General features: G+C 64.6%; 1 protein-coding gene (cut by a window edge). It reads left to right on the top strand.

The features are described from left to right. The first annotated feature begins 7 nt into the window (after positions 1-7). On the top strand, positions 8-17,238 hold the 5' portion of the coding sequence (locus B4383_RS05430) for a non-ribosomal peptide synthetase (protein ID WP_078289969.1). 7,174 nt of this gene lie beyond the right edge of the window; only the first 17,231 of its 24,405 coding nucleotides appear in the window; its start codon is at positions 8-10; its stop codon lies beyond the right edge, outside the window.

Genomic DNA, 17,238 nt, shown 5'->3' with positions numbered 1-17,238 from the left:
GGGACCAATGGAATGTGATCATGGGGCGCTTCCGCTTACGCGGGGGCAGCTGGATATCTGGCTGGCCGAGGAAACTGGTCATGCCGATAACAAATGGCAGCTGGGCATGCTTGGCCGAATCGAGGGTGCCATCGAGCATGACCTTCTCGAGCGGGCCGTGCGTCATGTGGTGCACGAGGCCGAGCCGCTCAGAGCCGTTTTTTCTGAACGCGATGGTCAGGTATTTCAGACGGTAGTTGACTATCCAGACATCGAGCTTGCTCGCCATGATTTAACGGGCTCTTCGGATCCCATGGCCGATGCCTATCGGATAGCGTCATCGATCCGGCGAAAGCCGATGCCCCTGAGTGGCCCGCTGTTCAAGTTTGCGCTGATGCGGGCGCGAGCTGACGACTTCTATTTCTTCGTGTGCTGCCACCACATCGCGACAGATGGAATCGGCATGGGTCTGCTGTGTCATCGGATCGCGGCCGTCTATTCGGCGATCGCCACCGATACGCCGATACCTCCGCCGATATTTGGATCGCTACGGAGTCTCATCGACTGCGAATCGGAGTACGAGGCCTCCGATGACTACGCTGATGATGAGGCGTATTGGGCGAACTGTGGCCCGCTGGAGAGCGATGCACAGCATGGCCTGGCGCCTGCTGCCGCACGTCAAACTGTCGAGTATGAGCCTTCTGCGCCAGTCCAGCTGGATCCGTCCGTCGTCGCCAAGACCCGCGAGTTGTCGCGTGCGTTGGGGGTGCGTCGCGCTGCCGTGATCACGGCGGCATGTGCGCTGTTGGTGCATGGTGAGGTTGGTGGTTCGCAGGTCGTACTCGACTTCCCGGTAAGCCGGCGGGTACGCCCAGAAGCGCTGTTCGTACCAGGAATGAGTTCCGGTGTTGTCCCGCTGAGGTTGACGACGTCGCCGGCGACCACGGTGGCGGCCTTCTGTGAACACGTCGATACGCGGATCCAGGAAGCGTTGCAGCATCAGCGGTTTCCGTTACGCGCCATCGAGAGCAAGACGGGATTCCAGCGCGGCGGGCAGACGTCGAATCGTGCGGCCATCAACTTCATCCCCACGACCCGTTTGGCGGACTTTGCCGGAGCCGCTGGATCAGGGACCGTGACCCACACGGGGCTCGTGGATCAGTTTGGGCTGGTCTTCATCAAGAATGATGAAGAGTTGTTCCTGAGCACGTCGGGCGTGGGCGCCTTGTTCGCCGACTGCGATGCGCGAGCTCTCGCAGACCGCTTCGAGCGGGTGCTGTCGGCGATGACCGCAGCTCCAGAGCGGCCGCTTTCGGCGATCGATGTTCGTGATGAGGCCGACTGTCCTCCATTGGATGTCTGGAGCAATCGGGGGGCGTTGATTCGGCCGGTGCGTGAGACGGTGTCGATTCCGGCGGTGTTCGCAGAGCAAGTGGCTCGTGATCCGGGCGCCGTGGCGGTTAGTTCAGACGACAGTGCGATGACCTATCGCGGGCTGGATGCGGCAGCGAATCGCCTGGCGCATTTGTTGGTTGCTCATGGCGTGGGGCCCGGGCAGCGGGTGGCGTTGTTATTCTCGCGGTCTGTCGAGGCGATCGTGGCGATCATGGGGGTACTGAAAACCGGTGCGGCGTACGTGCCAATCGATCCATCGGTGCCTGCCGCACGATTGGAATTTGTGCTGGCCGATGCCGGACCCGCTGTTGCCGTGACCACGGCCGATCTGGTGGATCGGTTGAATGGGCGCGGAGTGACGGTGATCGATATCAACGACCGTGCGGTGTATGGCCAGCCGAGCACTGTCCTGCCGGTGATGCCGGGTCCCGACGATATCGCCTATCTGATCTACACCTCGGGCACCACTGGGGTGCCGAAAGGCGTTGCCATTCCGCACCACAACGTGACGAGGTTGTTGGAGGCAATCGACGCCGATCTGGAGCTGACCCCGGGGCAGGTCTGGACGCAGTGCCATTCCCTGGCCTTCGACTTCTCGGTATGGGAGGTATTCGGTTCCTTGCTCCATGGTGGGCGGCTGGTGGTGGTTCCCGATGCCGTAACGCGCTCGCCCGAGGATCTCCACGCGCTGCTCGTCCGGGAGCGCGTCGGCGTGTTGAGTCAAACGCCGTCGGCGTTTTATGCCCTGCAGTCGGTGGACGCCGTGCTGCCGGAACACCAGCAGCTGGGGCTCGAGGTCGTGGTGTTCGGCGGGGAAGCCCTGACGCCATCGCGCCTCGGGAACTGGTTGGCCGATCATCCGGGGGGACCTCGGTTGATCAACATGTACGGGATCACCGAGACGACGGTGCACGCTTCGTTCCGCGAGATCACTGCTGCAGATGTGCACGCTGAGGCCAGCCCGATCGGGGTTCCGCTGGCCGATCTCGCGTTCTTCGTGCTCGATGATTGGTTGCGTCCGGTACCCGAGGGTGCAGTCGGAGAGTTGTACGTGGCCGGTGCGGGTTTGGGCTACGGCTATGTCGGCCGGAATGCATTGACGGCGACTCGGTTCGTGGCGTGTCCATTTGGTGGCCGGGGCGCACGGATGTATCGCACTGGGGACCTGGTGTGCTGGAGTCTCGGCGGACAGCTGCAGTATCTAGGGCGCGCCGATGAGCAGGTGAAGATTCGTGGATATCGCATCGAACTGGGCGAAATTCAGTCGGTGTTAACGACATTCGGCGGCGTCGAGCAAGCGGTCGTGATTGCCCGGGAGGATCGTCCGGGAGACAAGCGTCTGGTCGCCTATATCACCGGCACTGCCGAGTCCGCGGTCTTGCGTACCGCCATGGCGGAGCGGTTGCCGTCATACATGGTGCCCGCAGCGATTGTGGTCTTAGAGACCATGCCGTTGACGGTCAACGGCAAGCTGGATAGAAGGGCTCTGCCCGCACCGGAGTACCGACACGTCGATCAGTTCAGGGCGGCAACCACTCCGACCGAGGAGATCCTGACCGGCATCTACGCCCAGATCCTTGGCCTGGACCACGTCGGTATCGACGACTCGTTCTTCGAGCTTGGCGGGGACAGCATCCTGGCAATGCAGGTGTCCTCGCGCGCGCGTGCAGCAGGCCTCGTGTGTCGACCGCGCGACATCTTTGTTCAGCAGAGTGTGGCCCGACTGGCCCGGGCGGTCGCTGTGACGAGCGGTGCCGAGGAGCCGATCGATGAGGGCCTCGGGTCGGTGGTCGCGACACCGATCATGCAGTGGTTGAAGAGCCTGGAAGGCGCAGACGGGTCGATCCGTGAGTTCAACCAGACGGTGCTGGTGCAGGCGCCCACCGACACCACCGAGGACGACGCCGTCGTCATGGTGCAGGCCTTGCTTGATCGCCATGCGATGCTGCGGCTGCGTGCGGATGGCGACAGTACCGGCGGATGGTCGTTGACGGTGCCCGCGGCGGGTGCGGTGGACTCGCGTGCGTGCCTGCGCTCGGTGGATGAGTTATCCGATGAGGCGCTGGCGGCGGCGCGGTCACGGTTGGATCCGGCCGCCGGGGTGATGCTGAGCGCGCTCTGGGTGGCATCCGTGAGGCAGCTGGTGTTGATCGTTCACCACGTGGCTGTCGACGGTGTGTCGTGGCGAATCATGGTGGAAGATCTCAACATCGCGTGGGCGCAGCACCGCCTTGGCCAGCCGGTGCTGCTGCCGCCGACGGGCACATCATTCGCGCGGTGGGCCGAACTACTGGTCCAGTCTGCGCGGCACCCGAAGCTCGTGGAGCAGGTACCGGCGTGGCGGCGGACGGCCTCGGCCCCGGCGGTGTTGTCGGCAGTGCGTGCCGAGACGGATACCTACGAGAACGCAGGGCAGCTGTCGGTATCGCTGGACGCCGAGACCACCCGGGTACTACTCGGCGAGGTACCGACGGCGTTTCACGCCGGGGTACACGAGATCCTATTGATCGCATTCGGATTGGCGGTGGCGGAGTTCACCGGCAGCGTTGGGACGCCCATCGGTATCGACGTGGAGGGGCACGGACGCCACGAGGAATTGGCGGATCTGGGCGAAGCGGCCGATCGCTGTACGGATCTATCGCGCACTGTCGGCTGGTTCACTGCCAAGTACCCGGTGTCGTTGACGCTGGGTGGGTTGCGCTGGGCCCAGGTAGCGGACGGTGATGTGGCGCTGGGGGCGGTAATCAAAGACGCCAAGGAACAGCTTCGCACCCAACCGGTAGGCGTGACTTACGGTCTGCTGCGTTACCTCAACCCCGATGTTGACCTGGAATCGCCCGACCCCGCAGTCGCGTTCAACTATCTGGGCCGCCTCGGCGGGGCGTCCGCTGATGGGTGGCGAATCTGTTCCGAGGGTCTGTCGTTGACCCGTGTCGCCGGGTTGGTGCCCACGGCACTGGGACACAGCGTGGAACTCAACGCGGCCACCGTCGACACCGACACCGGGCCGCATCTGAACGCCGACTGGACGTGGGCGCTCTCGGTACTGGATCACGCGCAGGTCGGCAGGCTCAGTCAACTGTGGTTCGACGCTCTTGCCGGTATCTGCGCGCATGTACGAAGAGGCGGAGGTGGATTAACTCCATCGGATGTGGCCCCTGCCGAGCTGAATCAGCGGCAGATCGACCAGTTGAGTCGGCAGCACCGCATCGCCGATGTGCTGCCGCTGACTCCCTTACAGCAGGGTCTGCTCTTTCATACCGGCACCGCACAGGGGTCCGACGATGTCTATGCGATGCAACTGAGTATCGCGATGAGTGGGTCACTCGAGGCGGACCGCCTCCGCGATGCCGTTCATACAGTGGTGGGACGGCACCCACATCTGGCGGCACGCTTTTGCGAACAGTTTGAGCATCCGGTGCAGATCATTCCCGCCGATCCCGAAGTGCCCTGGCAGTACGTCGAACTGGATGCCGACCGTGGCGCTGACGAGCAGATCAGCGAATTCTGTGCCGCCGAACGCAGGGCGGTGTGCGACCTCGAGAGTCAGTCCGCTGTCCGGGCCGCGCTCATTCGCATCGCTGAAGACCGACATCGTTTCGTCCTGACCACTCACCACATTGTGCTCGACGGGTGGTCGATGCCGATCCTCATGCAGGAGATCTTCGCCAGCCTCGGCGGACAGCGGCTGCCCGCCGCCGCGCCGTATCGCAGCTTTGTGACCTGGTTGACGGAGCGGGATCGTGCGGGCGCCCACGCAGCGTGGCGCGAGGCACTGGCCGGTCTCGACAGCCCGACACTGGTCGGCCCGGCCGGTCGAGAAGAATTGGGATACCGAGGCGTTGAATCTTTCCGGCTACCGGAGGCGACCACGCTGGCGCTCGGCGAGCTGGCGCGTTCGCATCACACCACCGCCAACACGGTGCTTCAGGGCGCGTGGGCGTTGCTCCTGAGCTCACTGACCGGTCGGCATGATGTCGCGTTCGGTACGACGGTCTCGGGACGCCCGGCCGAGGTCCTCGGCGCGGAATCGATGGTCGGGCTGCTGATCAACACGGTGCCGGTGCGGGCGAACCTCACGCCGGCGACCACCACCTCAGATCTGTTGCACCAATTGCAGAGTGCTCACAACGACACCCTTGAACACCAGCACCTGGCGCTGAGCGACATCCACCGGATCACCGGCCAGGACAAGCTGTTCGACACACTTTTGGTGTTCGAGAACTACCCGATCGATACCTCCGCACCGCTGAGTATCGGCGGCCTGTCGATCACCGAATTCGATTTCCGTGAATCCAACCACTACCCGCTTGCCGTGCAAGCTCTCCCGGGCCCTGAATTGGTTCTTCGTGTTGAGTACGACACCGATATCTTCGACCTTGTCGCCGTGGAGGTTTTGTTTGAGCGGCTGAAGAAAATTCTGGCGGCGATGATCGCTGACCCTGGTCGCGCGTTGTCGTCGATCAAGCTGCTGGATGACGCTGCGCACGCCCGCCTGGACCAGTGGAGTAACCGAGCAGGTATTGCTAAACCCACAGTCACGGAATCGATTCCGGAATTGTTTGCACAGCAGGCGGGGCGCACGCCGGATGCTGTGGCAGTGACCTTCGAGGGCCGGTCGATGACGTACCGGGAACTCGATGAGGCCGCCGACCGGTGTGCGCACGTATTGGCCCAACAGGGCGCACGCCCGGGCGAGGTTGTGGCGCTGCTGTTCTCCCGCTCGGCGGAGGCCATCGTGGCGATCTTGGCCGTGCTGAAAACCGGCGCGGCTTACATCCCGGTTGACCCGGCGCTGCCGACTTCCCGTATCGAGTTCATGGTGGCCGATGCCATGCCGATCCTCGGGGTCACCACCGCAGAACAGTGGTCACGGCTAGACGGTCTTGACCTCACGGTCGTCGACATCAGTCAGACAACGGATACCGCCGCCGACGGCCAGCGCGGCACCGAGCTGGTGTCCCCGGACCCCGATGACGTCGCGTACATCATCTACACCTCGGGAACCACCGGTGTACCGAAAGGCGTTGCCATTGCGCACCGCAACGTTCCCGGGCTCTTCGGCTCATTGGACACAAATGTTCCGTCGGGGCTCGGACAGGTGTGGGCGCAGTGGCATTCCTATAGCTTCGATGTCTCGGTGTGGGAGATCTTCGGTGCATTGCTACACGGGGCACGCCTGCTGGTGGTACCCGAGGCTGTCGCCGCATCGCCCGGCGATTTCCATGAGTTGCTTGTCGCCGAGCACGTCAGTGTGCTGAGTCAGACCCCTTCTGCCGCCGGCATGATCTCGCCGCGGGGCCTGGACTCGGTAACGTTGGTGGTGGCGGGCGAGGCTTGTCCGCCTGAACTCGTGGACCGTTGGGCGCCCGGGCGGGTGATGATCAACGCCTACGGCCCCACCGAGGCCACGGTGTACGCGTCGATCAGCGCACCGCTTACCGCGGGCTCCGCGGTACCGATCGGTATGCCGGTGTCGGGCGTGGCGTTGTTCGCGCTGGACGCGTGGCTGCGCCCGGTCCTGCCCGGGGTGGTCGGCGAGTTGTATGTGGCCGGCCGCGGTGTGGGTCTTGGCTATTGGCGCCGGTCGGGCTTGACGTCGTCGCGATTCGTGGCCTGCCCGTTCGGCGAGCCCGGTGCGCGCATGTATCGCACCGGGGACTTGGTGCGGTGGGGTGCCGACGGGCAGCTGCAGTACCTGGGACGTGCCGATGAGCAGGTCAAGATTCGTGGGTACCGCATCGAACTTGGTGAAATCCAGGCGGCGCTCGCCGCGCTCGACGGGGTAGCCCAGGCCGTGGTGATCGCCCGTGAGGACGCACCGGGTGATCAGCGCCTGGTCGGTTACATCACCGGCAGCGCCGACCCGAGCCAGATCCGCGGTCTGCTGGCAGAGCGGCTGCCGAGGTACATGGTGCCGGCCGCGATAGTCGCGATCGATGCCGTGCCGCTGACGGTCAACGGCAAACTCAACAGACGCGCGCTGCCCGCGCCGGACTACGTTGATGGCGAACACTACCGAGCACCGGCCAACCCGGTCGAGGAAATCCTGGCCGATATCTACGCCCGAGTTCTCGGACACGAGCGCGTCGGTGTCGACGACTCGTTCTTCGATCTTGGCGGAGATTCACTGTCCGCGATGCGTCTGATCGCCGCCATCAATGTATCGCTCAATGCGGGTATCGCGGTGCGTGTCTTGTTCGACGCGCCCACGGTGGCCCAGCTGGCGGACCGTGTCGGTGGGGAAGAGGCTCGACTGGCGCCGTTGGTGGCAGTCGAGCGGCCCGCCGTGCTACCGCTTTCGTTCGCTCAATCGCGCTTGTGGTTCCTGGACCAGTTGCAGGGTCCCTCACCGGTTTACAACATGACAGCCGCGTTCCGGTTGGACGGGGAGCTGGATGCCGATGCGTTGGGTGCGGCGCTGGCGGATGTGGTGGATCGTCATGAGAGCCTGCGCACCCTATTCGCGGCCCCCGGCGGTATCCCCCGCCAAGTGGTGGTGGATCCGGGGAACGCCGACTTCGGCTGGGAGATCATCGACGCCGCCGACTGGAACGAGCTGCAGATCCAGCGTGCCATGGGTGCCGTCTCGCGGCATGCTTTCGATCTGGACGCCGAAATACCCATGAAAGCACGGCTTTTCCGCGTCTCCGAGGATAAGCATGTGCTGGCGGTGGTGGTGCACCACATCGCTGCCGACGGTTGGTCGATCGCTCCACTGGTGGCCGATCTGGGGCTCGCCTATACCGACCGGTGTGGCGGGCATGCTCCGGGTTGGACTGACCTGTCAGTGCAGTACGCCGACTACACCCTTTGGCAGCGAGCGCAATTCGGTGACCTTGAGGACAGCGACAGCCGCATCGCAGGGCAGCTGGCGTACTGGGAAGGCGCGTTGGCCGGGATGCCCGAACGCATCGCGCTGCCCATCGATCGGCCGTACCCGCTGATGGCCGACCACCATGGGGCGACAATCGCGGTGGACTGGCCCGTCGAGTTGCAGCAACAGGTTGCGCGGGTGGCTCGCGAACACAACGCGACCAGCTTCATGGTGGTGCAGGCGGCGCTGCTGGTGCTGCTCTCTAAGCTCAGTTCCAGTTCTGATGTGGCGGTGGGCTTCCCGATCGCCGGGCGTCGCGATCCAGCTCTCGATGAGCTGGTCGGCTTCTTCGTCAATACGTTGGTGCTGCGGGTCGACCTGGCGGGGGACCCCACCGTTTCCGAGCTTCTGGCCCAGGTGCGTGCTCGCAGCCTGGCCGCCTATGACCACCAGGACGTGCCTTTCGAGGTACTTGTCGAGCGAATGAACCCGACCCGCTCCCTCTCCCATCACCCACTGATTCAGGTGGCGTTGGCGTGGCAGAGCATCGCCGGACATGACATCAATGATTCAGCGGCCAATGTGGTGTTGGGCGATGTACGCGTCACCCAGATGCCGATGGAAACACACACGGCGCGAATGGATGTGAACTTCTCGCTGGCTGAACGCACGACGCAGTCCGGTGAGGCGGCCGGCATCGGCGGGACGGTGGAATTCCGCACCGATGTGTTTGACGCCGAATCAATCCATACGCTGGCCGCTCGCCTGCAGCGCGTTCTGACGGCCATGACAGCGGACCCGACGGTGCGGCTGTCGTCGGTTGAGGTACTCGATGACGCTGAGTGCGCCCGATTGACGGCGCTCGGCAACCACGCGACGTTGTCGCGTCCGGCGCCGAGGGCGGTGTCGATTCCCGGGCTCTTCGCCGAGCACGTGACGCGCGCCCCTGAGGCGGTCGCGGTGACCCACGGCCAGAATTCGTTGACTTACCGCGAACTTGACGATGCCGCGAACCGATTGGCGCACGTACTGATCGCGCGGGGAGCGGGCCCGGGACAGTGTGTCGGGCTGTTGTTCAACCGGTCGGCTGAGGCCATCGTGTCGATCCTCGCGGTACTCAAGACCGGGGCGGCGTATCTGCCAATCGATCCGTCGGTGCCGGATGCGCGGTTGGAGTTCGTGCTGGCCGACGCCGCGCCGGTCGCCGTGGTCACCACCGCCGATCGGGCCGATCGGCTAGGTCGGGATGGCTTGGCGATCATTGACGTGGATAGCTTCGATGTCGACTCTGTGGAGGTTCATCTCCGCGAGGCACTTCCGGCACCAGGCGCGGACGATATCGCCTATCTGATCTACACCTCGGGCACCACTGGCGTGCCCAAGGGTGTCGCCCTCAGCCATCACAATGTGACGCAGTTGCTCGAGTCGCTCGATGCCGGGCTGCCGCACCCTGGAGTGTGGTCGCAGACCCACTCGCTGGCCTTCGATGTCTCGGTCTGGGAGATCTTCGGTGCCCTGCTGCGGGGCGGGCGAGTGGTAGTGGTTCCCGAGGAGGTGACGAACTCACCCGAAGATTTCCATGCGTTGCTCGTTCGGGAACACGTCCGTGTGATCACTCAAACGCCTTCTGCCGTCCGAGTGTTACCGCGGGACGGCCTGGAGTCGGCGGCATTGGTGGTAGTTGGTGAAGCCTGCCCACCGGAGGTAGTCGATCAGTGGGCACCCGGGCGGCTAATGATCAACGCCTACGGTCCCACCGAGACCACCATGTGCGTGGCGATCAGTGCGCCACTACAAGCAGGGCTGGGTGTGCCCATCGGCTCGCCGGTGCCCGGGGCCGCGCTCTTTGTGCTCGACGAGCGGTTGCGCCCCGTCCCGGCCGGGGTGATCGGCGAGCTGTATGTGGCCGGTGCGGGGTTGGGATACGGCTACGTGGGCCGGACCGGTTTGACGGCCGCGCGGTTTGTGGCGTGTCCCTTTGTCGGCGCGGGAGCGCCCGTACAGCGGATGTATCGCACCGGCGACCTCGTGTGCTGGGGTGCTGACGGACAGCTGCAGTATCGGGGCCGCGCCGATGAGCAGGTCAAGATCCGCGGCCATCGCATCGAACTTGGTGAGGTGCGGGCTGTTTTGGCGAGCCTCCAGGGCGTCGATCAGGCAGTGGTGATCGCGCGCGAGGATCGTCCGGGGGACAAGCGGTTGGTCGGCTATATCATCGGGACCGCCGAGTCTGGTGAGTTGCGCGCCGCGTTGGTGGATCGGTTGCCGGCATACATGGTGCCCGCGGCGATTGTGGTCTTGGATGCCATTCCGTTGACGGTCAACGGAAAACTCGACATCCGGGCGCTTCCCGCTCCCGACTACCGTGACCGCGACCGGTATCGCGCCCCGGCGGACGCCGTCGAAGAGGTTCTCGCTGACATTTACGCCCAGGTCCTCGGACTGAATCGAGTGGGCGTCGACGACTCGTTCTTTGACCTTGGCGGTGACAGCATTCTGTCGATGCAGGTGGTGGCACGGGCCCGAGTTGCCGGCCTGGTGTGCCGTCCGCGCGATGTGTTTGTCGAGCAGAGTGTTGCCCGGCTGGCCCGGGTAGTCGATGTGGCCGCAGATTCGCGCGGCCCGATCGATGAAGGGGTGGGGCTGGCACTGGCTACGCCAATCATCCAGTGGCTGAGGGATGTTGACGGACCGACTGGTGAATTCAATCAGACCGGGCTGCTGCAGGCCCCCACAGATGCCACCGAGGATGACGTCATAGCGGTATTGCAGGCCTTGCTGGATCGCCACGCCATGCTGCGACTGCGCGCCGAGGACGACGGCGTCGCCGGGTGGTCGTTGACGCTGCCCGAGCCGGGCGCGGTTGGCGCGCGAGACTGCCTGCACGTGGTGGAGGCGTTGTCCGACGAGGTGTTGGTAGCGGCACGATCGCGGTTGAACCCGCCCGCCGGGGTGATGCTGAACGCGCTGTGGGTGACTGACACCGCCCAGCTGGTTCTGGTGGTACATCACATGGCGGTCGATGGGGTCTCCTGGCGAATTCTTCTGGAAGACATCAATATTGCGTGGGCACAACGTCGTGCCGGGCAACCCATTGCGCTACCGGCCTCCGGGACGTCGTTTCGGCGTTGGGCCGAATTGTTGGACGCGTATGCGCGGCATCCTGAGGTGGAGCGGCAGGCGCAGGCGTGGCGTCAGGTGGCGGCGACCACACCGGTCCTACCGGCGGCGCACCCCGGGATGGACACCCTCGAGAGTGCGGGACAGCTGTCGGTATCGCTCGACGTCGAGACCACCCGGATGCTACTCGGCGAGGTTCCTACCGCGTTTCATGCAGGGCCACAAGATATTCTGTTGATCGCATTCGGTCTCGCGGTAGCTGAATTCTCAGGTACTGGAGCCGCGCCAGTCGGCATCGACGTCGAGGGGCACGGACGGCACGAGGATCTAGCCGCCGAGGTCGATCTGTCGCGCACGGTCGGGTGGTTCACCGCCAAGTACCCAGTGGCGTTGACACTCGGCGGACTGCCCTGGGCCCGTGTGGTGGCCGGAGATGTTGCGTTGGGCGCGGTGATCAAGGGAGCCAAGGAGGAGCTTCGATCGCTGCCGGATCCGCTGACCTACGGGCTGCTGCGTTACCTGAATACCGATGTCGATCTGGACGCGGTCGACCCGACGGTCGCCTTCAACTATTTGGGTCGACTGGGGGGCGCCGGCACGGAGCCATCCGATGATCTGTGGCGGATCTCCACGGAGAGCATGTCGTCGACCGATGCTGCCGCAGCGATACCCATGCCGTTGACGCACACGGTGGCACTGAACGCGGGCACCCTCGACACTGATATCGGCCCACAGCTACAAGCCAATTGGACCTGGGCGTCGTCGATGTTCGACGCTGCCCAGATCAGCCGTCTGAGCCGGCTGTGGTTCGAGGCTCTGGTCGGTATCTGTGCGCACGTGCGACAGGGTGGGGGCGGACTGACCCCGTCGGACATCGCGCCTGCCCTGCTCAGTCAGCGGCAGATCGACGAGTTGGAGCAGCAGTATCGGATCGCAGATATACTGCCGCTAAGCGCATTACAGCAGGGTCTGGTCTTTCACAGCAGCGCTGGAAATGGGCCTGAGGATCTATATGTGGTGCAGCTCGACATCACGGTCGACGGGCCACTTGATCAGCATCGTCTGCACGATGCGGTGCAAACGGTGGCGCGCCGCCACCCGCACCTGGCAGCGCGGTTCTGCGAGCAGTTCGACCAACCGGTGCAGGTCATCCCCGCCGATCCCACCGCGGGGTGGAGATATGTCGATCTGAGTATCGACACCGATATCGAATTCCTCAGTGCCGAAACGGAAGGGCGGGTCCAGCGGGAGTGTGCCGCCGAACGTGCCGCGGTCTGCGATCTGTCTGACCCGCCGGCGTTCCGGGTTGCCTTGATTCGCACAGGGCACGAGCGGCACCGATTTGTGCTCACCAACCACCACATCGTCCTCGATGGTTGGTCGCTGCCGATCCTGCTGCACGAGATTTTCTCCAGCTATCGCGGACAGCGGTTACCCGCGGCCACTCCGTACCGGAGTTTCATCGGCTGGCTGGCAGACCGGGATCACGCGGGCGCCCAGGCGGCCTGGGGTGAGGTGCTCGCGGGTTTTGACACGCCGACACTCGTCGATTCGGGGCAGAAATCGGCTCGCGGGTATCGGGGCGTGCGGGCGCATCGGGTGTCCGAACAAACCACCCGAGCACTTGGTGAGCTGGCGCGATCGCAGCACACCACCGTCAACATCGTGTTGCAGGGCGCCTGGGCGCTGCTGCTCACCTCATTGACCGGTCACCACGATGTCGCCTTCGGCACCGTGGTCTCCGGGCGGCCGGCCGAGGTGGTGGGCGCGGAATCGATGGTGGGCCTGTTGATCAATACCGTGCCGGTGCGTGCGGATATCACCCCGCAGACAACCACCGTCGATCTGCTCGATCAATTGAAGCGCTCCCATGCCAAGACCCTGGAGCATCAACATTTCTCGCTCAGCGAGATTCACCGCATCGCCGACCACGATCGACTGTTCGACACCCTGTTCGTGTTTGAGAACTACCCGGTGGATAGCGGCGCGTTGTCAGACGTTGACGGCATCACTATCACCGACATCACGAGCCACGAATCGACCGATTACCCGCTGACGATGCAAGCCATACCCGGTGAAGAACTGCGGCTGCGTATCGAATACGACACGGCAGTTTTCGACGCTGCCGATATCGAAGCCCTCGCGCACCGTATCGAGGCGGTGTTGGAGGCGATGACCTCCGATCCGGGCCGGTCCCTGGCGGCGGTGGAGATGCTCGACGGAACAGAGCGTGCCCGGCTGCAGCGGTGGGGTAATCGGGCCGTGCTGAAACGTCTCCCAGCCCCGGCGTCGGTGCCGGAGCTGTTTGCCGTGCAGATGGCGCGTGTGCCGGAAGCGGTGGCACTGGTCTGCGGGCATCGGTCATTGACGTATCGAGAGCTCGATGAGTCGTCAAACAGGTTGGCGCACATGCTCATTGGTCGCGGAGTGGGGCCGGGCGAGCGAGTCGCGTTGATGTTCCCTCGGTCGGCTGAGGCAGTCGTGGCGATCTTGGCGGTGCTCAAGACCGGCGCGGCTTACCTACCGATCGATCCAGCGCTGCCGTCGGCCCGCGTCGAGTTCATGGTGTCTGACGCGGCGCCGATCGCGGCCGTCACCACCACGATGTTCGTGGACCGCTTCACCGGGTACGACCTGATGATCTTCGATGTCGAGGATTCAGCTGTTGCCGCCCAGCCGAGTGCCGCGGTGCCGCCGCCGGCTCCGGACGAGATGGCCCACATCATTTACACCTCGGGCACTACCGGGTTACCCAAGGGCGTCGCAGTCAGTCAGCGCAACGTGACGCAGCTGTTCGACTCGTTACAGATCGGCGTGCCGCTGGAACCGGGACAGGTGTGGACGCAATTCCACTCGTACGCGTTCGACTTCTCGGTGTGGGAGATCTGGGGTGCGCTGCTGCACGGTGGACGGCTGGTCCTGGTGCCCGAGCTGGTGGCCCGTTCGCCGCGTGACTTCCACGAGCTGCTGGTGCGTGAACAGGTGACGGTGCTGACGCAAACCCCGTCGGCGGTGTCGATGCTGACGGTCGACGGTCTGGAGGCGGTGTCGCTGGTCATCGGCGCGGAGCCCTGTCCGCCGGCATTGGTGGATCGCTGGGCGCCGGGTCGGGTGATGGTCAACGTTTACGGCCCCACCGAGACGACGATGTGGTTGTGTGCCAGCGCTCCCTTGGAGGCCGAGGCGGGTCCCCCGCCGATCGGCTCGCCGACTGCCTGGGCATCGTTCTTTGTGCTGGACGAGTGGCTGCGCCCGGTGCCTACAGGCGTGGTCGGTGAGTTGTACCTGGCCGGTGCGGGAGTCGGCATGGGGTACTGGCGTCGCTCGGGCCAGACGGCATCGCGGTTCATGGCCTGTCCGTTCGGTGAGCCCGGAACGCGCATGTACCGCACCGGCGATCTGGTGCGTTGGCGCGCTGACGGCCAGCTGGACTACCTAGGCCGCGCCGACGAGCAAGTCAAGATTCGTGGGTACCGCATCGAGCTCGGCGAGATCCAATCGGCGCTGACCGCGCTGGAGGGAGTTGATCACGCGGCGGTGATCGCCCGCGAGGACCGTCCGGGAGACAAGCGCCTGGTCGGCTACATCACCGGAAGCGCCGATCCGATCACCGCCCGTGCGGCGTTGGCGGATCGGTTGCCCGGCTACATGGTTCCCGCCGCGGTGATGGCGCTTGCGACATTGCCCATGACTGTCAACGGCAAGCTCGACATCCGGGCGTTGCCGGCGCCGGACTACCGGGATGCAGACCATTACCGGGCACCGGCAGACACGGTCGAAGAGATCCTGGCCGGAATCTTCGCGCGCGTGCTGGATGTGGAACGTGTCGGCGTCGACGATTCATTCTTCGATCTCGGTGGAGATTCCGTCTCGACGATGCGTCTGGTCGCAGCGATCAACGCCAGCCTCAATACCGAACTTTCCGCGCGCACGGTCTTCGAGGCGCCCACCGTTGCCCAGTTGGCTCCGCGTATCGGTGAGGGCACGGGGCGCCTGGTACCGCTGGTGGCGGGCGACCGACCCGCACTGGTTCCCCTGTCTTTCGCCCAGAACCGGTTGTGGTTCGTCGATCAATTGCAGGGTCCCTCACCGGTTTACAACATGCCGGTGGGCCTGCGGCTACATGGGAGCCTTGATACCCGTGCGCTGGGTGCGGCACTGGGCGACCTGATCGGCCGTCACGAAAGTCTGCGCACGCGCTTCGAGGCACCCGGTGGAACGCCTCGGCAGGTGGTGGTATCGGAGGACGAGGCCGACTTCGGTTGGGATGTCATCGATGCCACGACATGGCCGTCGAGCCGCCTGGATGAGGCTGTCGCTGCGGCAGTCTGCTACAGCTTTGACCTGGCAGCTGAAATCCCCTTGCGGGCAACGCTTTTCCGTGTCTCCAGGGATGAACACGTGTTGGTAGCGGTGGTGCACCACATCGCTGCCGATGGGTGGTCCCTCACGCCGTTGGTTCGTGATCTGAGTGTGGCGTATGGCAGCCGGTGCGCTGGCCACGCTCCCGACTGGGAGCCCTTGGCTGCGCAGTATGTCGACTACACGCTGTGGCAGCGTGCACAGTTGGGCGACCTTGACGACGGCGCCAGTCCCATCGCCGCGCAGTTGGCTTACTGGGAAGACGCACTCGCTGGTCTCCCCGAGCGGGTGGCGCTGCCCACTGATCGGCCCTACCCGCCTATCGCCGATCAGCGTGGTTCCACCGTGGATGTTCAGTGGCCGGCCGAATTGCAGCAGCAGATACGTATGGTCGCGAGCGAACACGGCGCGACCAGCTTCATGGTGATGCAGGCCGCTCTGGCGGTACTGCTTTCCAGGCTCAGTGGGACTTCCGATGTGGCCGTTGGCTTCCCGATCGCGGGGCGTCGGGACCCGGCACTGGACGAGTTGGTGGGCTTCTTCGTCAACAATTTGGTGCTGCGCGTGGACTTGGCCGGTGATCCCACTGTGGCGGACTTGTTGGCCCAGGTGCGGCAGCGCAGCCTGGCCGCGTACGAGCATCAGGACGTTCCCTTCGAAGTCTTGGTGGAGCGGCTCAATCCCACCCGAAACCTGACTCATCACCCGCTCGTACAGGTGGCATTGGCCTGGCAGAATCTGCCATGGCAGGACACAGGTCCCGCTGATGCGTTGCGGCTCGGCGACCTGCGGGTGACGCCGCTGCCGGTGGATACGCAGACGGCCCGGATGGATCTGACGTTCTCGCTAGGGGAACGCTGGACCCAGGGCGGAGAGCCCGCCGGGATCGGCGGCGCGGTGGAATTCCGTACCGACGTGTTCGACACGCACAGCATCGAAACGCTGCTCGGACGGTGGCGGCGGGTGGTGGCCGCTATGACGGCCGATCCCTCCCAGAGACTTTCGAGCATCGACGTGCTCGATGAGGCCGAGCACGCCCGCGTCGACGGCTGGGGCCACCGTGCGGTGTTAACCGACCCGGCTCCGGACCCCGTGTCGATTCCGTCATTGTTCGCCGAACAGGTCGCGCGTGCGGCCGAGGCGGTCGCGATCAGTTTCGACGGACGTGAGATGACCTACGGCGAACTCGACGATGCCACAAATCGTTTGGCGCACAGACTCATCGCCCAGGGTGTCCGCCGAGGTGCATGCGTGGCACTGCTGGCTGAACGCTCCCCGGAAGCGATCACGGCAATGTTGGCGGTGCTCAAGACCGGGGCCGCATATCTGCCGATCGACGTGGCACTGCCCGACGCGCGAATCGAATTCATGCTTGCCGATGCCGCGCCGGCCACCGCGATCACCACGGCGGGTCTCGCCGATCGTCTGGCCGGGTACGACCTGCCAATCATCGATGTCGGCGACATCGCGGATGCCGCCGCTCCCGCGGTGGATTCCGCACTGCCACTGCCACTGCCGGATCCGGATGATCTCGCGTACATCATCTATACATCGGGTACTACCGG

This window comes from Mycobacterium sp. D16R24 (genome assembly GCF_002013385.1).
Taxonomy (GTDB): Bacteria; Actinomycetota; Actinomycetes; order Mycobacteriales; family Mycobacteriaceae; genus Mycobacterium.
The sequence above is the reverse complement of the archived record's forward strand: the minus strand, read 5'-3'. Positions and strand labels throughout refer to the sequence as shown.